The organism is Streptomyces sp. NBC_01216 (genome assembly GCF_035994945.1).
Classification (GTDB): Bacteria; Actinomycetota; Actinomycetes; order Streptomycetales; family Streptomycetaceae; genus Streptomyces.
This window is the reverse complement of record NZ_CP108677.1, coordinates 2,034,396-2,053,765: the sequence shown is the minus strand read 5'-3', so window position 1 is coordinate 2,053,765 and position 19,370 is coordinate 2,034,396. Positions and strand designations below refer to the sequence as shown.

Below are 19,370 nucleotides of genomic sequence, written 5' to 3'. Positions count from 1 at the left end.
CGCGCCTCGCTCGTGCCCCTCTCGCGGCCTTCGGCCTCGGGGAATCCCCCGAATCGGCCTATTCGTGACATTCGGCTGGCCGGTTCTTAAGGACCGCTGGACGGACGTTCATTGCCCGGGTGCCCTGGGCCGGACAGGCTCAGGACGGCGACAGCCATGGCATACGAGGAGAGGCGATAAGCGGTGACGAGGTCCGGGCAGGAGTATCTGGAGGCGCTGCGGGACGGGCGCGAGATCTGGCTCGACGGGGAGCGGATCAAGGACGTCACCACGCACCCCGCCTTCGGGGCCACCGCGGCCTCCTTCGCCGGGCTGTTCGACCTCGCCCGCGACTCCCCGCACAGCTCCGCCCTGCTCCGGGACGGCGTGCACCGCGCGTACGCCGTGCCGCGTTCGTACGAGGACCTGGTGGCGCGCCGGCGGGCGTACAAGGTGTGGGCGGAGGCCAGTTACGGCTTCCTCGGCCGCACCCCCGACTACATGGCCTCGGGCGCGGCCGGATTCGCCGCCGTGCCCGGGGTCTTCACCACCGAGGGCTTCGACGGCGCCGGCAACGCCCTCGCCTACCACCGGCGGCTCGCCGAGGGCAGCCTGTACTGCGCCTTCACCATCACGAACCCCGCGTCGGGGCGCGGCGAGGACGACCTGGTGGTGCGGGTGGTGGCGGAACGCGACGACGGCATCGTGGTGCGTGGCGCCAAGTCCATCGGTACCGGCGCGGTCTTCGCCGACGAGATCCTCGTCGGCACGATCGAACCCCTCGCGCCCGAGGACAACGGGCGCGCCGTGAGCTTCTCGATTCCCGCCGGCACCCCCGGCCTCAGGCTGATCTCCCGCACCTCCTACGAGGCGGCGGCCCGCTCCGTCTTCGACCACCCGCTCTCCTCGCGGTACGACGAGAACGACGCGCTGCTCGTCTGCGAGGACGTGTTCGTCCCCTGGGAACGGGTCCTGACCTACCGGGACGTCGACGCGACCGCCGCGATGTGGTGGCGGACCCCGGCCTACCTGAACTTCGTGCACCAGTCCGCCACCCGGTTCTGGACCAAGCTGGAGTTCCTCACCGGACTGGCGATCCTGATCGCCCGCTCGAACGGAACCGACCAGGTGCCGGCCGTCACCCAGGCGACCGGGCGGCTTCTCGGCATGGTCGCGCAGGCCAAGGCGTTCGTCCTCGCGGCGGAGGCGTCCTGGGAGGCGGTCGACGAGGGACGCGGCGGCGTCCGGCCCGGGCAGGAGATCTCCTTCGCCCAGCGGATCATGGCCGGCGAGCTGTACCCGCGCGCGGTACAGGACATCAAACTGCTGGCGGGCGGGGCGCTCATTCAGCAGCCCGCGTCCGGCCGTGACCTCCTCCACCCCGAACTCGGGCCGCTGGTCCAGCAGTACTTCCGGGCCCCCGGCCAGCCGGCGGAGGACCGCGTCAAGCTGCTCAAGCTCGCCTGGGACGCGCTCGGTTCGGAGTTCGCCGGCCGGCACGAACAGTACGAGCGCTTCTACCAGGGCGCCCCGCACGTCTACCTCACGATGCAGACCTGGGCGGGCGGGGCCGACGACTGCGTCTCGCTGGCCCAAGGCTGCCTGGACGGCTACGACCTCGGGACGACGAGGTGACGGCCGGGCCGCGTCGGCGGCCGGGCGCCGCCGGCCCGGCGGCAGCCCCGGCCGCGACCCCGCCCCGCCTCGTCGGCACCGGAGCCCGACGCCCCACCCGGGGAGGTGTGCGGTGAGCGGCGACCGCGCTCCGAGAGGCGCGCTGGTGCTGCTCGCCGCCACGCAGTGCCTGCTGATCCTGGACACCGCGATCGTCAATGTGGCGCTGCCCTCCGTCGGGGCGGATCTCGGGGCCGGATCGGCCGGACTGTCCTGGGTGGCCAACGCCTACCTGATCACCTTCGGCGGGCTGCTGCTGCTCGGCGGACGCGCCGCCGACCTGTTCGGCCACCGCAGGCTCTACCTCGTCGGGCTCGGGCTGCTCGCCGCCGCGTCCGCCGTCGGCGCCCTCGCCCCGCGTACGGAGGCCCTGGTCGCCGCACGCGCCGTCCAGGGCTGTGGCGCAGCCCTCGCCGCCGCGTCCGCGTTCGCTCTGCTGCTCGTGCTCTTCCCCGACGGGCCCGCCCGGCACCGGGCCCTCGGCGCCTTCGCCGCCATGGGCGGCCTCGGCGGCGTCCTCGGGACCGTCCTCGGCGGGGTCCTCACCGACCTCCTCGGCTGGCGCTCCACCTTCTGGCTCAACGTGCTCGCCGCCGTCCTCCTCGCCGCCCTGGCCCCGCGTGTCCTGCCGCCCGCCGCCACCCCGGACCCCCGCGTTCCGCCCGCCGTCACCCCGCCCGCCGTCACCCCGGCCCCGGATGGCCCGCCCTGCGCACCGGCCGCCGCGGGCCGGCTCCCGGGCGCGTCCGCCGGCCGGGGTTTCGACCTCGTCGGGGCGCTGACCGCCACCGCCGGGCTCGGCCTCCTCGCGTACGCGCTCGTCGGCGCGGGCACGTCCGGCTGGCTGTCCGGACGGACCCTCGGGGCGGGCGGTGCCGGGCTGGCGCTGCTCGCCGTGTTCGCCGTCACCGAGACCCGTACCGCCGTGCCGCTCGTCCCGCCGGAGGTTCTCGCCCGTCCCGCCCTGCGGCTGGCCAACACCCTCAGCGCCCTCGGCCAAATGGCGATGTTCCCGATGTTCTTCCTGGTCAGCCTGTATCTGCAGAGCGTCCTCGGCTACGGCCCGCTCGGCGGCGGGCTCGGTCTGCTGCCGTTGTCCGTGGTCGTCGTCCTGGTCGCCCCGCTGACCGGCCGGCTCATCTTCCGGATCGGCCTGACCCGCACCATGGTGCTCGGCTTCGTGCTGCTGTGCGCCGGAACCGCATGGCTGGCCCTCGCGCTCGACTCCGACGGCACCTTCGCCGGCACCGTCCTCGCACCGAGCCTCCTCATCGGCGTCGCCCTGCCGCTGGTCATGGTCACCACCAACGTGGCCGCCACCGCGGAGGCCGCGCCCGAGGAGACCGGACTCGCCTCCGGGCTCGTCAACACCAGCCAGCAGTTCGGCTCGGTGCTCGGCCTGGCGGTCCTGGTGGCGATCGCCACCGGCCGCGCCGAAGGAGCCGGAGCCGCGGCCCAGACCCCCGGTTTCCGTGTCGCCCTGCTCGTCGGCGCCGCCTTCGCCGCGTCCGCCGCACTGCTCTCGGGACGGCTCCGGCTGCCCGTCCCCGCCCCGGCGCCACCGGCCCGGGACAGGGTGACCGACCCGCGGTGACCCCGTGGGTGACCACATGTGACCTCGGCGAGTGAGCCGCCGGGGCGCGGGCGCGGGTGTCGACGGGCCTACCGTCGACGCATCCGCCCGCCGCCCCGGCGGCGCACCACACCCGACCAAAGACAGAGGGGCATTCCGTTGACCCTGTACGACCTCGTCGCGCCCGGTCTCGAAGAACACGGAGACCCGCGCTACCGCATCGACCACATACGCGGCGCCGACCCGCTCGGCGCCGACGCCCTGCTGGCCGCGCTGCCCGCGATGAACGCCGACGCCGACACCGACGCGCTCGTCGTGGCCCTGCGCACCCTGCTGCCCGACCTCGACCGGGCCGCCGAGTGGAGCGTGGAGGCCGCGCTCGCGGCCATGCGCGACCTCGGCATCCTGCTCGGTTCGCTGAAACGTCACGGCGTCCAGCCCGCCGAAGCCGTCCCCGAGGCCGTCCCGGTCCTCGAACTCCTGGGCCGGCGGAGTGACATGGTGCCCCGGGACACCGTGCACCACTACACCACGTGGAACCCGGCCGGCCCGCGCCGCCGAACGTACACCGGCCACCCGATGGAGGCCGACCTGCAGGAAGCCGTCCGGATGGCGTTCCCCGGGTTGGTCGCCGCCCTCGACACCTGCGCCCGGGTCGCCTGCCTCGAACCGTACGACCCCGGCTTCGCCACCGCCCTGGACCGCACCGCCCACCACGTGCAGTCGATCGTCGACTCCATCGACTTCACCGTCGCCAACGTCTCCCCGGAGTACTTCGCGCTCACCCTGCGCCCCTACTTCGAGGAGATCGACATCGCCGGGCGCTCCTACCTCGGCCCCGCGGCCGCCCAGGTCCCGCTCTGGCTGGTCGACCTGACGCTGTGGCAGTGCGACCGCTCCGACGCCGCCTACGACGCCTTCCTCGCCGAATCGCTCCCGTACAGCCTGCCGTCCTGGCGCGAGTTCCACGCCCAGTACGCCGGCGGGGTCTCCGCCGTCAGCAAGCTCTCCGCGGCCCTCAGCTGGGAGAACGCGGAGCGGCTGCCCCCGCGGCTGGCCGCCTCCGCCCGCGCACTCGGCCGCGTCCTGAAGATCCTCAAGACCTTCCGCGCCCGCCACATCGGCATCGCCCGCAAGGCGTACAGCGAGGACCTGCGGCTGTACGAGGAAGGCAGCGGCGGCGCTCCGGTCGCCCTGCTGCGCTCGATCCTGGACCTGACCCGGGACAACGAGACCCTGGTGCGCCACGCCACGAACGGCCGGCCCGCGCCCCGGACGGGCGCGTCCCCCGTCCGCGCCGGTTCGTCGGCGGCCTGAAGGAGAACCGATGATCTCCCGCGTCCCCTCCCCGCACCCGCTGTCCTTCCCGGCCGAAGGACCGGCGGACGCCCTGCCCGACTCCCTCCCCGAATCCCCCTCCGACGCCCTCCCCGGCGGCCTCTCCGACGTCCTGCCGGACGGCCGGCGTGATCTGGCCGGCCCCCGGCACCTCCACATCGTCGTCGCCGGCGGCGGCATCGCGGGCCTCACCGCCGCGCTCGCCCTGCACGCCGCCGGATTCGGCCGGGTCACCGTCGTCGAATCGGTCCGCACCAGCCTCCCGGTCGGCGCCGGACTCAACCTCATGCCCAACGCGGTCCGCGAACTCGACGCGCTCGGCCTGCGGAGCCGACTCGAATCCGGCGCGCTCCGCACCCGCGAACTCCGCTACTACCACCGGTGCGGCGCCCTCATCTCCCGCGAGCCGCGCGGACTCGGCGCCGGATACCGCTGGCCCCAGCTCTCCGTACACCGCGCCCACCTCCAGCGGGTCCTCGCCGAGGCCGTACGCGAACGCCTCGGCCCGGCCGCCCTGGTCACCGGCGTCCGCGTCACCGGTGTGGAGCCCCTGCCCGACGGCCGCCCCCGCATCCGGCTGGAGCACCGCGACGGCGCCACCCGCGGCCGGGCCTCCCTCGAACCGGACGTGCTGATCGGCGCCGACGGCATCCGCTCCGCCGTCCGGGCCTCCCTCAACCCCGGCGAGGGCAGCCCGCCCTGGAACGGCATGCTGGTCTGGCGCGGCGTGTCCCGGATGCCGGCCCGCGCCGTCGCCCCCTTCATGTTCATCGCGGGCGACGACCGGCAGAAGGCCGTCGTCTACCCGATGAGCGCCCCCTCCGGCCCCGACGGCGGAGACCCGAACGGGGAGGTCCTCGTCAACTGGGCCCTCGCCCGGCCCGCCGACAGCGCGGACGAACGCTACCGGGGCGACTGGAACCGCCCGGTGGCCGTGGACTCCTTCCTGCACCACTACGACGGCTGGGAGTTCGACGGCGTCAGCGTCCCCGACGTCCTGCGCGCCGCCGATTCCGCCCACGAGTACCCCATGGTCGACCGGGAGCCCCTCGCCCGGTGGAGCCACGGCCGCACCACCCTCATCGGCGACGCCGCCCACGCGATGTACCCGATCGGCTCCAACGGAGCCACCCAGTCCATCGTCGACGCCCGCGCCCTCGCCCACGCCCTCGCCCTGCACCGCGACCCCGCGGAGGGCCTCGCCGCCTACGAGGAGACACGCCGGCCCGCGATGACCGCGCTCCAGCGGGCCAACCGGCAGCTCGGCCCCGAGGTCGTCATCAACCTCGCGCACCAGCGGGCCCCGCACGGCTTCACCGACATCCACCAGGTGATCCCCGCCCCGGAACTGGCCGAGATCGCCGCCCGGTACGCCGCCACCGGCGCCTTCGACCCCACCGCCGTCAACCAGGGATCGCCCTACGAGACCCGGACCGGCGCCCTCCGGGCGGGCGCGCCACGCTGACGCCCCCTCCGGACCACGGCACGACCCCCGCGCGCCGTGGTCCGGAAGGAGCACGTGACCTACCGTCGGTGGGGTGCACAGCCGGATGCACAGCGTGGTGCGTCCACTCCGCTCCGTACTCCCGCGAAGGTGGAACACGTGAAGGCAATCCGTCGATTCACCGTGCGCCCCGTCCTCCCCGACACCCTTCGACCCCTCAGCGATCTGGCGCGCAACCTGCGCTGGTCCTGGCACGAGCCCACCAGGGAACTCTTCGCCGCCGTCGACCCCGGCAACCCGCCGGGCCGCCGCGGCGAGGACCTCGATCCCGTCCGGCTGCTCGGTGCCGTCTCCGCCACCCGCCTCGCCGCCCTCGCCGCGGACCAGGACTTCCTGGCCCGCCTGCGCGCCGCGGCCGAGGACCTCCACCAGTACCTGCACGCACCCCGCTGGTACCAGCTCCACCCGGAACACGACGGCGAGCTGCCCGCCGCCGTCGCCTACTTCTCGCCCGAGTTCGGCGTCACCGCCGCCCTGCCCCAGTACTCCGGCGGCCTCGGCATCCTCGCCGGAGACCACCTCAAGGCCGCCAGTGACCTCGGCGTCCCCCTCGTCGGCGTCGGCCTCCTCTACCGCCACGGCTACTTCCGCCAGTCCCTGTCCCGGGACGGCTGGCAGCAGGAGCACTACCCCGTCCTCGACCCCGGAGAGATGCCGGTCGAGCTGCTCCGCGAGACCGACGGCACCCCCGCCCGCGTCACGCTCGCCCTGCCCGGCGGCCGGAGACTGCACGCCCACGTCTGGACCGCGCAGGTCGGCCGGGTGCCGCTGCTGATGCTCGACTCCGACGTGGAGGAGAACGCGCCCGGCGAACGCGAGGTCACCGACCGGCTGTACGGCGGCGGCAGCGAGCACCGGCTGCTCCAGGAGATGCTCCTCGGCATCGGCGGCGTCCGCGCCGTCCGCACCTACTGCCGGCTCACCGGCACACCGGACCCCGAGGTCTTCCACACCAACGAGGGCCACGCGGGCTTCCTCGGTCTCGAACGCATCCGCGAACTCGCCGGCGAGGGCGTCGCCTTCGACGCGGCCCTGGAGACCGTCCGAGCCGGGACCGTCTTCACCACCCACACCCCCGTCCCCGCGGGCATCGACCGCTTCGACCGCGCCCAGGTCGCCCGCCATCTCGGCGAGGACGGCGAACTCCCCGGCGTCGACGTGAACCGTGTCCTCGCCCTCGGCGACGAGACCCCGCTCGGCGGCGAACCCGGCCTTTTCAACATGGCCGCCATGGGGCTGCGCCTGGCCCAGCGCGCCAACGGCGTCTCCACCCTCCACGGGACCGTCAGCCGGGCGATGTTCGCCGGACTGTGGCCCGGCTTCGACGCCGACGAGGTGCCGATCACCTCGATCACCAACGGCGTCCACGCCCCCACCTGGACCGCTCCCGAAGTCGGGCGTCACCGGCCCGCTGCCGAGGCGGGCGAGCCGGACGACCGGGAGCTGTGGGAGCTGCGCCGCACCCTGCGCGAGCAGCTGGTGACCGAGGTGCGGGAACGGGTCCGGGCCTCGTGGCGCCAGCGGGGCGCGGCGGACGCCGAACTCGGCTGGACCGAATCGGTGCTCGACCCGGACGTCCTCACCATCGGCTTCGCCCGCCGGGTCCCCTCGTACAAGCGGCTCACGCTGATGCTGCGCGACCCCGACCGGCTGCGGTCGCTGCTGCTCCACCCCGAGCGGCCCGTCCAGCTGGTCGTGGCGGGCAAGGCGCACCCCGCGGACGACGGCGGGAAGCGGCTGGTCCGGGAGCTGGTGCGGTTCTCCGACGACCCGAGGGTGCGCCACCGGATCGTCTTCCTGCCGGACTACGGCATGGGCATGGCCCGCCGGCTCTACCCCGGCTGCGACGTCTGGCTGAACAACCCGCTCCGGCCGCTGGAGGCGTGCGGCACCAGCGGGATGAAGGCCGCGCTGAACGGCTGTCTCAACCTCTCCGTCCTGGACGGCTGGTGGGACGAGTGGTTCGCCCCCGACTTCGGCTGGGCCATCCCGACCGCGGACGGCGCGGCGGCGGCGGACGAGGAGCGCCGTGACGACGTGGAGGCCGCCGCGCTCTACGAACTGATCGAGCGCCGGGTCGCACCGCGCTTCTACGACCGGGGCGCGGACGGTGTGCCGGCCCGCTGGACGGCGATGGTCCGCGGCACCCTGAACGGCCTCGGGCCGAAGGTGCTCGCCGACCGGATGGTGCGGGAGTACGTGGAGCGGCTGTACGCCCCGGCCGCGGGGGCGCACCGGAGCCTGGACCCGGACACCGCGCGGGAACTGGCCGACTGGAAGGCGCGGGTGCGCGCCGCGTGGCCCGCGGTCGCGGTCGGCCACGTCGACGCGGGCGAGGACCTGGGCGACGCCGAACTCGGCGCGACGCTGGCGGTACGGGTCAGGGTGACGCTCGGCGCGCTCCGCCCGGAGGACGTCGAGGTCCAGGCGGTGGCGGGCCGGGTCGACGCGGACGACGCCATCGCCGCGGCCCGCACCGTCTCCCTGAAGCCGGCCGGCGGGCCGGACCTGGACGGCCAGTGGCCGTACGAGGGTTCGCTGACGCTGGACCGTACCGGCCCGTTCGGCTGCACGATCCGGGTCCTGCCGGCGCATCCGCTGCTGGCCTCGCCCGCGGAGCTGGGGCTGGTGACGCTGCCGGCGGACACGGTCGGGCAGGGGGCGGGAGTGCTGCTGCGCTGACCGGCGTACCCGGTGACGGCGGCTCCCGGGCCGCCGTCACCGGGCCGCCGGGTCACCGGGCCCGGTCACGACGCCCGGATGCCGGGATGCCCGGACGCACGGACGCCCGGAGGGGATCGTGTCCCTCCGGGCGTCCGTCAGACTTCCGTCACTCCGTCACCCCGCGCCGGGGCTTACGGGAAGGTGAGCTTGAAGCTGTTGATGTAGCCGGTGTCGTAGCGGGCCTTGTCCTGGACACGGAGCTTCCAGGCGCCGTTGGCGACCTCGCTGGAGGCGTTGACGGTGAAGGTCTCCTGGATGTTGTCGGCGCTGCCGCCGGAGCGGTTGGCCAGGTTGTAGACGCTGCCGTCCGGGGCGATCAGGTCGACCACGAGGTCACCGCGCCAGGTGTGGATGATGTCCACGCCGACCGCGAGGTTGCTCGGGGCGTTGCCGGCGACGCCGGTGACGTTGACCGTCGAGGTGACGGCGGAGCCGTAGTCCGGGATCGACACGTCGGCGGTGTTCTCGAAGACCGTCCCGCCGGGGGTGCCGGGCCGCGGGCCCACGTTGATGCCGGCCCAGGCGTTCTCCACGGCCGTGACCTCGGGGCTGGTCGCGCCGTACAGTGCCTTGGCGACGTCGACCGTGCCGGTACGGGCACCCGCGTAGTTCGTGGTCGAACCGAACTTGGTGGTGAGCGCCTTGAACCAGATCAGCGCGGCCTTGTCCCGGCCGATGCCGGTGACGGGCAGGCCGTCGGAGGTCGGCGAGTCGTAGTTGACGCCGTTGATGCTCTTCGCGCCGCTGCCCTCGGAGAGCAGGTAGAACCAGTGGTTCGCCGGGCCCGAGGAGTAGTGGACGTCGATGTTGCCGATGCCCGAGTACCACGAGTCCTTGGACGCGCCGTCCTTGCTCGGCTTGTCCATGTAGCGCAGCGGGGTGCCGTTGCCGCGGATGTCGATCTTCTCGCCGACCAGGTAGTCGCCCTTGTCCTGGGGGTTGTTGGCGTAGAACTCGACGGCCGCCGCCATGATGTCCGAGGTGGCCTCGTTGAGGCCGCCGGACTCGCCGCTGTACTGCAGGCCGGCGGTGTTGGAGGTGACGCCGTGCGTCATCTCGTGCGCGGCCACGTCGATGGACGTCAGCGGCTTGGAGTTGCCGGACCCGTCGCCGTAGGTCATGCAGAAGCAGCTGTCGGACCAGAAGGCGTTGACGTACGCGTTGCCGTAGTGGACGCGCGAGTACGCGCCGACTCCGTCACCCCGGATGCCGGAGCGACCGTGCACGTTCTTGTAGTAGTCCCAGGTGAGGGCGGCACCGTAGTGCGCGTCGGCGCCGGCCGTCTCCTTGTTGGAGGGCGAGCCGTTGCCCCACACGTCCGTGCTGTTGCTGAACAGCGTCCCGGTACCCGACGAACCGCCGTTGAGGTTGTACGTCTTGTGGTTGCCGCGCCCGGTGTCGGTCAGCGTGTACGAGGGCGCGGTCCCGAGCGTCACCTGGCCGCTGTACATGGTGTTGCCGGTGCCGGTCTCGATGGCCTGCCACTCGTAGAGCTTCGCGCCCGACTTGGCGTCGGTGACGACGTGCAGCTCGTTCGGGGTGCCGTCGTGCTGGAGGCCGCCGACGACGGTCTCGTACGCGAGGACGGGCTTGCCCTGGGCCATCCAGACGACCTTGCGCGGGGCGCGGTCGGCCTTGGCCTTGCCGGAGCCCTCCGCCTTCGCGGCGCTCAGGGCCTGCTTCGACGCGGCGGCCGGGGCCACGGTCGCGGTGGTGTCGACGTTCTTCAGCTCCGCGCGGGACGCCTTGGTGACGGCCTGGGTCGCGCCGGCCTTCGACTCCTGGACGACGAGGTCGCCGCCGAGGACGGGCAGTCCGGCGTAGGTGCGCTCGTAGCGCGTGTGGGTGGTGCCGTCGCGGTCCTGGACGACGTCGCGGACGACGAGCTTCTCCTGCGCGCCGAGGCCGAGGCGCTTGGCGGTGGCCGCCTTGTCGGCGTCGGCGGCCTTGATCAGCGCGGTGCGCTGGGCGGGAGAGAGGTCGGCCGGGAGGGCGCCGGGGTTGGCGCCGCGGACGGACTGCGCCTGCGGCGCTGCGGTCCAGGTGCTGTCCGCCGCGGTGGCGGACCCGGTCTGCACACCGGCGGCGAGCATGGCGGCGGCGGCGATCAGCGCGCCGGTCGCGGTGGCGCGACGGCTGGGCGTGGATCTCACGCGAACTCCTTTTGCGAGGGGGGTACCGGCCGACTGGGTGGGCCCGGCCGGGCAGAGCAAACAGAGCTTCGAAACGCGTACTTGTGAGGCACGAACGGTGGTGCGAGCAACCGGACAGAGAGTGGCAGCCATGACGGGCACCTGTCAGGACCGCGTCAACAAGTTGGCTGGAAATCGTCCGGTGCCTGAAAGATCGGGTTCGTTAAGCGGACGTTTCCCCGATCTTGACCGCGCTGCCGCCGGACGTTCGCCCATGACCGGATTCGAAGGAGCTGTCCGGGCTCGACCCCCGTCCGCACCCCGCGAGCGCCGTCCGCGGGCCGCGTCGAACCGGCCCCGGGTGGCCCCTCGGGGCGTGGCTCGTTCCCGACCGTCCCCCCGCCGCCCGGGACGCCGCCGCCCGGACGGCGGCCGCTTCCCCAGGTCCGCCACCGTGCTCCGTCCCCGGGCGGGCGGACGGATCGTCGCGTCCGCCGTCGCCCGCCACCCGGGGCGCCCGGCGTCCGCCGTCCCCCGGGTGGCGGCTCCCGGGGGCGCGCCGGGACGCCGGCGAACGATGCGCGGCCCCGGCCCGCCCCCGCGCTCCGCGCAGGCGCAGTGCCTCCCGGATGCGGTCGTGACCGTCTCGCAGTGTGAGACAGACCGCGGGGGCCCGGGTGGCCAGGGCACCCCCGGACGCGGCACCACGCACCCCCGGGCGCGGGGCGCCGGGGCCTGCCGAGGAGCCGGGGGAGGGGCGCGGCGGGGCCGTCAACCGACCAGGCTGTCACGCCAGGCGCGATGGAGCGTCGCGAAGCGGCCCTCGCCGCCCACGAGTTCGGCCGGAGTGCCGTCCTCCACCACGCGGCCCGACTCCATCACCAGTACCCGGTCCGCGATCTCCACCGTCGAGAGGCGGTGGGCGATCACCACGGCCGTCCGCCCCGACAGAACCGTGTCCATGGCCCGCTGCACGGCCCGTTCTCCCGGCACGTCCAGTGAACTGGTCGCCTCGTCCAGGATGAGGACCGCCGGATCGGCCAGCAGTGCCCGCGCGAAGGCCACCAACTGACGCTGCCCCGCCGAGATCCGGCCGCCGCGCTTCCGGACGTCCGTGTCGTACCCGTCCGGGAGCCCCTCGATGAAGTCGTGCGCGCCGATCGCCTTGGCCGCGAGCACGATCTCCTCCCGCGTCGCCTCCGGCCGGCCGATGGCGATGTTCTCGGCGACCGTGCCGGAGAACAGGAACGCCTCCTGGGTCACCATGACCACGCCCCGCCGCAGTTCGGGCGTGGCGAGTTCGGCGAGGTCGACCCCGTCGAGCAGCACCCGCCCCTCCGTCGGGTCGTAGAAGCGGGCGAGGAGCTTGGCGAGCGTCGACTTGCCCGCACCCGTCGACCCGACGACCGCGACCGTCTGGCCCGCCGGGATCGTCAGGTCGAAGCGGGGCAGCACCTCGCCGCCCGTCCGGTAGGCGAACCGCACCCCCTCGAAGGTGACCTCGCGGCCCGGGACACCCGGCCGGGCCGCCGGCAGCGGGCGCGGCGCGACGGCCTCGGGAACGCCCGGCTCCTGGGCCAGCAGACCGGCGATCTTGCCGAGGGAGGCGGCGGCCGACTGGTACGAGTTGAGGAACATCCCGAGCCGGTCGATCGGGTCGTACAGCCGGCGCATGTACAGCACCGCCGCCGCCAGGACGCCGAGCGCCAGCGTGCCGCCCGCCACCCGGTACGCGCCCCACAGACACATGCCGGCCACCGCGGTGTTCGCGACGAGCCGGGAGCCGACGACGTACCGGGCCATCTCCAGCAGGGCGTCGCCGTTGCTCCGCTCGTGCCGGTGGTTGAGGGCCGCGAACTCGCTGTCGTTGGCCCGCTCCCGCCGGAAGGCACGGACCGGCCGGATACCGTTCATCGTCTCGGCGAACTTCACGATCACGCCGGCGATGGCCGTGGACCGCTCGTCGAAGACGACGGACGCGCGCCGCTGGTAGCGCCGGACCAGCAGGTACAGCGGTGCGAACGAGGCGACGGCCACGGCACCGATGCCCAGATCCAGCCAGAGCAGCATCGCCGAGATGTAGACGAAGGCGAGGACGACGCCGATCAGCTCCTGCAGCCCCTCGGAGAGGAGTTCGCGCAGCGACTCCACGTCGGTGGTGGAACGGGAGATGAGCCGCCCGGAGGTGTACCGCTCGTGGAAGTCGACGCTGAGCGCCTGGGCGTGCCGGAAGATCCGGCCCCGCAGGTCGAGCAGCACGTCCTGGTTGATCCGGGCGGCGGCGCGGACGAAGGCGTACTGCAGCAGTCCGGCGCCCGCCGCGCACAGCAGGTAGCCGACGGCGACGGCCACGACCGGCCCGTGGTCCCCGGCGCGGAAGGCGGGTACGCCGCGGTCGATGGCGTACGCGACGAGCAGCGGCCCGGTCTGGACGGCGGCCTGCTGGAGCAGCAGCAGGAGCGCGGCGACGACCACCCGCGCACGGTGCGCGGAGAGCAGGGAGCGCAGCAGGGCCCCGGTGGCACCGGCCGCCGACGGCAGGTCGTCGCGGTCGAACGGGTCCCCGGAACCCCCGGAATCCCCGCCCTGCGCGGGCGGGTGCCCCGGCGGCGCGGCGGCGGCCTGCGCGGGGGAGACGGACTCCGGAACACCGGCCTTCGTGGCCGTGGCACCCGACGCGGTGCCGTCCGCCGGCGGGGCGGCCGGGGGCCCCTCGGTGCCGGGCGCGTGGCCGCCCGGTGCCGTCGCCCCCGGCGTCGCGGTCGTCGGATCCGTCATCGATGCCGCTCCCTTTCCTGCCCCCGGCCCCTGAGGTCCTGCCCGTCCGCGGTCTCCGCGGTCTCCGCCGTGCCTCCGGCGGGTCTCGCCTCGCGCGGGTCCCGGTCGGCGGGCCCTCGCTCCGCGCCCGACATCAGCCAGGCGTACTCGGTACTGCTCCGCAGTAGTTCGTGGTGCGTGCCCACCGCCGCGATCCGGCCCCCCGACAGGAGCGCCACCCGGTCGGCGAGCATGACCGTCGACGGGCGGTGCGCCACCACCAGGGCCGTCGTGTCGCGCAGGACCTCGCGCAGCGCGGCCTCCACCAGTGCCTCGGTGTGGACGTCCAGGGCCGAGAGCGGATCGTCCAGCACCAGGAAACGGGGCCGGCCGACGACCGCCCGCGCCAGCGCCAGACGCTGGCGCTGGCCGCCGGACAGGCTCAGTCCCTGCTCGCCGACCTGGGTGGCCGGGCCCTGGGGCAGCGCGTCGACGAAACGCTCGGCCTGGGCCACGCCGAGTGCCCGCCGCAGCTCGGGCTCACCGTGCCCGGGTCCCGCGCCCATCAGGACGTTCTCGCCGACGCTCGCCGAGAAGAGCGTCGGTTCCTCGAAGGCGACCGACACCAGTTCGCGGAGCCGTTCGCGCGCCATGAGCGTGATGTCCTCGCCGTCGAGGAGGACACGGCCCCCGGTCACCTCGTGCAGCCGGGGGACGAGCGCGGTGAGCGTCGTCTTGCCGGAGCCTGTCCCGCCGACCAACGCCAGGGTCTCACCGGGCCGGACGTGCAGATCGATCCGGTCGAGCACGGCGGGCGCGTCGGCGGGGGAGTCCGGATAGCGGAACGAGACGTTCTCGAAGCGCATGCCGTCCCGGGCCGGGGACGGCTCCCCGCCGGGGCCCCGGGGCCGTGCCGAGGGGACCGCCCCCGAGGACTCCCCGGGCTCGTCCATCACCTCGAAGTAGCGCTCCGTCGCCGTCGCCGCCTCCTGGCTCATCGCCAGCAGGAAGCCGATCGACTCCACCGGCCAGCGGAGCGCGAGCACGGTCGACAGGAAGGCGACCAGGGTCCCCGCGGAGAGGTCACCGTCGGCGACCCGCACCACCCCGAGGACGAGCGCGGCACCGATGGCCAGCTCGGGTACGAGGGTGATGAGCGCCCAGATCCCGGCCAGCAGCCGGGCCTTGCCCAGCTCCGTGCCGCGCAGCCGCTCGGCCAGCGACCGGAAGGCGCGTGCCTGGCTGCGGTGGCGGCCGAACCCCTTGACGATCCGGATGCCCAGCACGCTCTCCTCCACGACCGTGGTCAGATCACCGACCTGGTCCTGGGACCGGCGGGCGACGACCGCGTACCGGTTCTCGAAGACGGAACAGAGGATCACCAGCGGCACGACGGGCGTGAGCAGGACCAGACCGAGCGTCCAGTCCTGGCCGAGCAGCAGGACGTAGCCGGCCAGGATGGTGACGGAGTTGACCAGCAGGAACGTCAGGGGGAAGGCCAGGAACATCCGCACCAGCATCAGGTCGGTGGTGCCGCGTGAGAGCAGCTGCCCGGAGGCCCACCGGTCGTGGAAGGCGATCGGCAGCCGCTGGAGGTGCCGGTACAGGTCGGCGCGCATCCCCGCCTCGACACCGGCCAGGGGGCGGGCCACCAGCCAGCGCCGGAAGCCGAAGAGCGCCGCCTCCGTGAGACCCAGCAGCAGCAGGTACAGGGCGCCGAGCCACACCCCTCCCGGGTCGCCGTCGGCGACGGGGCCGTCCACCATCCACTTGAGGACGAGCGGGATGACGAGGGACAGGCACGAGGCGACGACCGCGACGACGGCGGCGGCGAACCACCGCGCCCGCACCGGCCGCACGTAGGGCCACAGCCGTGACAGCGTGCGCACGGCCGAGCGTTGCGGGGACTTCCTGACGACTTCTCGTTCTCCGGGCATCAGGGCCGATCCTAGAGTTCACCCCTGACACCCCACATCCGGTTTTCCCGCCGCCCCGACCCGTGCCGCGGCGGAGGGACGCGCGGGCCGGAGGCGCGCACCGGGGCCTCGGGGGCGGTCCCCCGCCGGGGAGGGTCTCGTCCCGGCCCACGGTGACGGCGCGCCGCGCCGCGGTGACGGGACGCCGGTGCGGGGTCCGTCCAGGCGGCCCCATAGCATCTCCGGTTCGAACGGATGTAGCAAGAGTGGGGGGGGCGGTATGGCGAACAGGTGAATCCGGAGCGCGGCGCTCGGCGCGGCGCTGCTGCTGGGGGCGGCGGCGTGCGGAACGGGCGGCGGTCCGGACGAGCCCGCCGCGCACCCCTTGTACGGCAAGAAGCTCGCGGACCAGATGAGCGCCTCGCGCAAGGCGACCGAGGCCGGCGGCAACGCCCGCTTTCGGTACGTCCTGTCCTACCGCACGAGCCACGGCGCCGTCGAGGACCTCACGACCGGGGCCCAGGACGACGCGCGTCACACCGCTCACGCCGAGCGGGTCCTCACCCTTCCGTCGGGCGCCCCGGACGAACTGGCCGAGAAGCTGGACGCGCCGACCGGACGGGGCAGGGAGGTCTACGAGGTGGCGGGCAGCGACGTCGCCTTCCTCACCCGGGGCGGCGACTGGCTGCGCTACTCCGCGTCCGGCTCGTCCGAGTTCGCCGAGAAGGCGGCGGGGGTGCTGTACCGGTCGGGCGACCGTGTTCCGTACGGCGGCACCCTGGCCGACGTGGTCGACAGGGCGGGCCGGGCCGAGAAGGAGCCGGTCGTGGGCGAGGACGGCAGCCGGCGCTACGAGCTGACCGTCTCGGCGCGAACGGCGGCCGTCGTCCTGCCGGAAGGGGCGGGCTTCGACGGCCTCACGGACGAACAAGCCCACACGCCCCTGTCCCTGAACGTCCGTCTCGACGCCGAAGGCCGGCTCGTGGAGGCAACGGCCGACTTCGCCCCGCTGCTCGAGGTCCTGCACCAGGAGGGAGCGCTGCGGGAGGTCACCGAGCTGACGGCCGCCTACACCCTCACCGACTTCGGCGACGCGGTACCGCAACAGGTCGCCGCCGGCGCGCAGGACACCGAGAAGCTGCTCACCGAGCTGACGGCGATGAAGCCCGGCGCCTGCGCCTCCCGGGACACCGGACTAGGCTCCCACGGTCTGGTCCGCCCGGTCGACTGCGACCGCGACCACGACCTGCGGGTCTTCGGTCGGGTCCGGGTCGACACGACCTCCCGGAAGGAGCCGAGAGTCGACTTCGCCGAGTCCGAGGCGGAGAAGAAGCGCGAGGCCCGGTTCGCCGCGGCCCCCGTCGCGTGGACCGCGCGGGCCAAGCCCCGCAACACCTTCCTCACCATCGGCTCGTCCCAGACCGGATACTCCCCCGGGAGCGACCACCGGGCCTACGGCGACTTCACCTGCGCCGTCAGTGCCACGGGGTACTGACCGGCCTCACTCCTGGACCCGCAGCAGCATCACCGACCTCGCCTCCACCCGCACCCGCTCCGCGCCCCGGTACACCGTGCCCGGGGCGCGGGTCTGGTCGCCCAGCGAGGTGTCCAGGACCAGCTCGTACGCCTCCGCCCACGGCGGGCCCGGCAGCAGGTGGTCCACCGGTAGCGCTCCCGCGTGCAGGATCGCCAGGAAACTGTCGTCGGTGATCTGCGCGCCCCGCGCGTCCCGTCCCGGGATGTCGCGGCCCGACAGGTACAGGCCGAGCGTGGTGGCGCGGGCGTACCAGTCGCCCTCCGTCATCTCCTCGCCGTCCACGGTGAACCAGGCCAGGTCCCGCAGCCCGTCCGCGGCCTGCGGACGCCCGGAGAAGAACGCCCGGCGGCGCAGCACCGGATGACGGTGCCGCAGGTCGAGCAGTCGGCGGGTCAGGTCGAGCAGGCCGCGGCGGCCGGGGTCCTCGGGCAGGGACCAGTCCAGCCAGCTCGTCTCGTTGTCCTGGCAGTAGGCGTTGTTGTTGCCGCCCTGGGTGCGGCCCATCTCGTCCCCGGCGACCAGCATCGGCACTCCGGTCGACAGCAGCAGCGTCGTCAGCAGGTTCCGTAGCTGGCGCAGCCGCAGCGCGCCGACCGCGGGGTCGTCGCTCTCGCCTTCGGCGCCGCAGTTCCAGGCCCGGTTGTCGTCCGTGCCGTCCCGGTTGCCCTCACCGTTGTCCTCGTTGTGTTTCCGCTCGTACGTCACCAGGTCGCGCAGGGTGAAGCCGTCGTGGGCGGTGACGAAGTTGACCGAGGCGTACGGCCGCCGGCCGCCCCACGCGTACAGGTCGCTCGACCCGGAGAGCCGGTAGCCGAGGTCCCGCACGTCCGGCAGGGCGCCGCGCCAGAAGTCGCGGACGGCGTCGCGGTAGCGGTCGTTCCATTCCGTCCACAGAGGAGGGAAGGCCCCCACCTGGTAGCCGCCGTCGCCGACGTCCCACGGCTCGGCGATCAGCTTGACCCGGCGCAGCACCGGGTCCTGGGCGATGACCGCGAGGAACGGCGAGAGCATGTCGACGTCGTGCATCGAGCGGGCGAGCGCCGCCGCCAGGTCGAAGCGGAAGCCGTCCACGCCCATCTCCGTCACCCAGTACCGCAGCGAGTCGGTGATCAGCCGGAGCACCTGCGGCTGGACGACGTGCAGGGTGTTGCCGCAGCCGGTGTAGTCGGCGTAGCGGCGGGCGTCGGACTGGAGCCGGTAGTAGCCGCGGTTGTCGATGCCCTTGAGTGACAGGGTCGGGCCGAGCTCGCCCGCCTCGGCCGTGTGGTTGTAGACCACGTCGAGGATGACCTCGATGCCGGCCTCGTGCAGCGCCCGCACCATCCGCTTGAACTCGCCGACCTGTCCGCCGGCCGACCCCGAGGCGGAGTAGCCCGCGTGCGGGGCGAAGTAGCCGATGGAGTTGTAGCCCCAGTAGTTCCGCAGCCCGCGCCGCAGCAGGTGGTCCTCGTGCGCGAACTGGTGGACCGGCAGCAGTTCGACCGCCGTCACCCCGAGGCTGACGAGGTGCTCGATCGCCGCGGGATGCGCCAGCCCCGCGTAGGTGCCCCGCAGTCTCTCGGGGATGCCCGGGTGGAGCCGGGTGAAGCCCTTGACGTGCAGTTCGTAGATGACCGAGTCCGGCCACGGCGTCTTGGGCCTGCGGTCGTCCATCCACTCGTCGGGCCCGTCGTCCCGGACGACCACGCCCTTGGGGACGTGCGGGGCGGAGTCCCGTTCGTCGCGCACGGTGTCGGCCACCTGCTGCTGCGGCCAGTCCCGGACGTGCCCGTACACCTCCGGGGGCAGCGCGAAGTCGCCGTCGACCGCCCGCGCGTAGGGGTCCAGCAGCAGTTTCGCCGGATTCCAGCGGGCTCCCGTCCACGGGTCCCAGCGGCCGTGCACCCGGTAGCCGTACCGCCGGCCCGCTCCCACCCCGGGGACGAAGCCGTGCCAGATCTCGTGGGTGAGTTCGGTGAGCGGCAGCCGGGTCTCGTTGCCGTCGGCGTCGAAGAGGCACAGGTCGACGGCCTCCGCCCCGCCGGCCCACAGCGCGAAGTTCGTGCCCGCCACCCCGTCCGGGCCGACCCGGCAGCGGGCCCCCAGGGGGGTCGGCGTGCCCGGCCACACCGACGGCCCGCGCCGTTCCACCACGGTGGCGGGCCTTGCCTCGCCCCGCGACCCGTCCCGTACCGCTTCCTGCTCGGCTGCGCTCGACACCTGTCCTGCCTCCCGCGGCTCGTCGGGCCCCGTGCCC

Annotated in this window: 10 protein-coding genes; 6 read left to right on the top strand and 4 right to left on the bottom strand. The window is 73.8% G+C overall.

Going from position 1 to position 19,370, the window contains the following annotated elements; all coding sequences use genetic code 11:
* The first annotated feature begins 183 nt into the window (after positions 1-183).
* From OG393_RS08595 to glgP, 5 genes are all read left to right on the top strand, one after another.
* Positions 184-1,614, top strand: a complete 1,431-nt coding sequence (locus tag OG393_RS08595; protein WP_327374035.1) for a 4-hydroxyphenylacetate 3-hydroxylase family protein — start codon at positions 184-186, stop codon at positions 1,612-1,614.
* A 112-nt stretch (positions 1,615-1,726) separates the two neighbouring features.
* Positions 1,727-3,247, top strand: coding sequence for an MFS transporter (locus tag OG393_RS08590; RefSeq protein ID WP_327374034.1), 1,521 nt, complete (start codon positions 1,727-1,729; stop codon positions 3,245-3,247).
* Between the two features lie 138 nt (positions 3,248-3,385).
* Positions 3,386-4,543, top strand: coding sequence for a monodechloroaminopyrrolnitrin synthase PrnB family protein (locus tag OG393_RS08585; RefSeq protein WP_327374033.1), 1,158 nt, complete (start codon positions 3,386-3,388; stop codon positions 4,541-4,543).
* A 10-nt stretch (positions 4,544-4,553) separates the two neighbouring features.
* A complete protein-coding gene (locus tag OG393_RS08580; protein ID WP_327374032.1) occupies positions 4,554-6,029 on the top strand; it encodes an FAD-dependent monooxygenase in 1,476 nt (491 codons plus the stop codon).
* A gap of 138 nt (positions 6,030-6,167) precedes the next feature.
* Entirely contained in the window at positions 6,168-8,750 is a 2,583-nt protein-coding gene (gene glgP / locus OG393_RS08575) for an alpha-glucan family phosphorylase (protein WP_327374031.1), read from the top strand.
* A 173-nt stretch (positions 8,751-8,923) separates the two neighbouring features.
* On the opposite strand, the gene OG393_RS08570 is transcribed toward glgP, so the two are convergent.
* The 3 genes from OG393_RS08570 to OG393_RS08560 all read right to left on the bottom strand — a co-directional run bounded on the left by OG393_RS08570 (position 8,924) and on the right by OG393_RS08560 (position 15,618).
* On the bottom strand, positions 8,924-10,945 hold the full coding sequence (locus OG393_RS08570; protein WP_327374030.1) for a M4 family metallopeptidase: 2,022 nt from the start codon (positions 10,943-10,945) through the stop codon (positions 8,924-8,926).
* A gap of 750 nt (positions 10,946-11,695) precedes the next feature.
* Positions 11,696-13,702 carry an ABC transporter ATP-binding protein gene (locus OG393_RS08565; protein ID WP_327374029.1) on the bottom strand — a complete coding sequence of 669 codons (2,007 nt, stop codon included), beginning with the start codon at positions 13,700-13,702 and terminating at the stop codon, positions 11,696-11,698.
* Complete coding sequence (locus OG393_RS08560) at positions 13,699-15,618, bottom strand: ABC transporter ATP-binding protein (protein WP_327374028.1); 1,920 nt, start codon at positions 15,616-15,618, stop codon at positions 13,699-13,701. The genes OG393_RS08565 and OG393_RS08560 overlap by 4 nt, the downstream gene beginning before the upstream one ends.
* A 391-nt stretch (positions 15,619-16,009) precedes the next feature.
* On the opposite strand from OG393_RS08560, the gene OG393_RS08555 reads away from it, so the two are divergent.
* Positions 16,010-17,092, top strand: a complete 1,083-nt coding sequence (locus tag OG393_RS08555; protein ID WP_327374027.1) for a hypothetical protein — start codon at positions 16,010-16,012, stop codon at positions 17,090-17,092.
* 6 nt (positions 17,093-17,098) lie between these two features.
* Here the strand turns inward: OG393_RS08555 and glgX are convergent, their stop codons facing one another.
* A complete protein-coding gene (gene glgX, locus OG393_RS08550; protein WP_327374026.1) occupies positions 17,099-19,333 on the bottom strand; it encodes a glycogen debranching protein GlgX in 2,235 nt (744 codons plus the stop codon).
* Positions 19,334-19,370 lie beyond the last annotated feature (37 nt).

Coding starts and splice junctions, on each gene's coding strand:
- OG393_RS08565 (WP_327374029.1), bottom strand. CDS start 13,702: ATGACGGATCCGACGACCGCGACGCCGGGGGCGACGGCACCGGGCGGC.
- OG393_RS08580 (WP_327374032.1), top strand. CDS start 4,554: ATGATCTCCCGCGTCCCCTCCCCGCACCCGCTGTCCTTCCCGGCCGAA.
- OG393_RS08555 (WP_327374027.1), top strand. CDS start 16,010: ATGAGCGCCTCGCGCAAGGCGACCGAGGCCGGCGGCAACGCCCGCTTT.
- OG393_RS08560 (WP_327374028.1), bottom strand. CDS start 15,618: ATGCCCGGAGAACGAGAAGTCGTCAGGAAGTCCCCGCAACGCTCGGCC.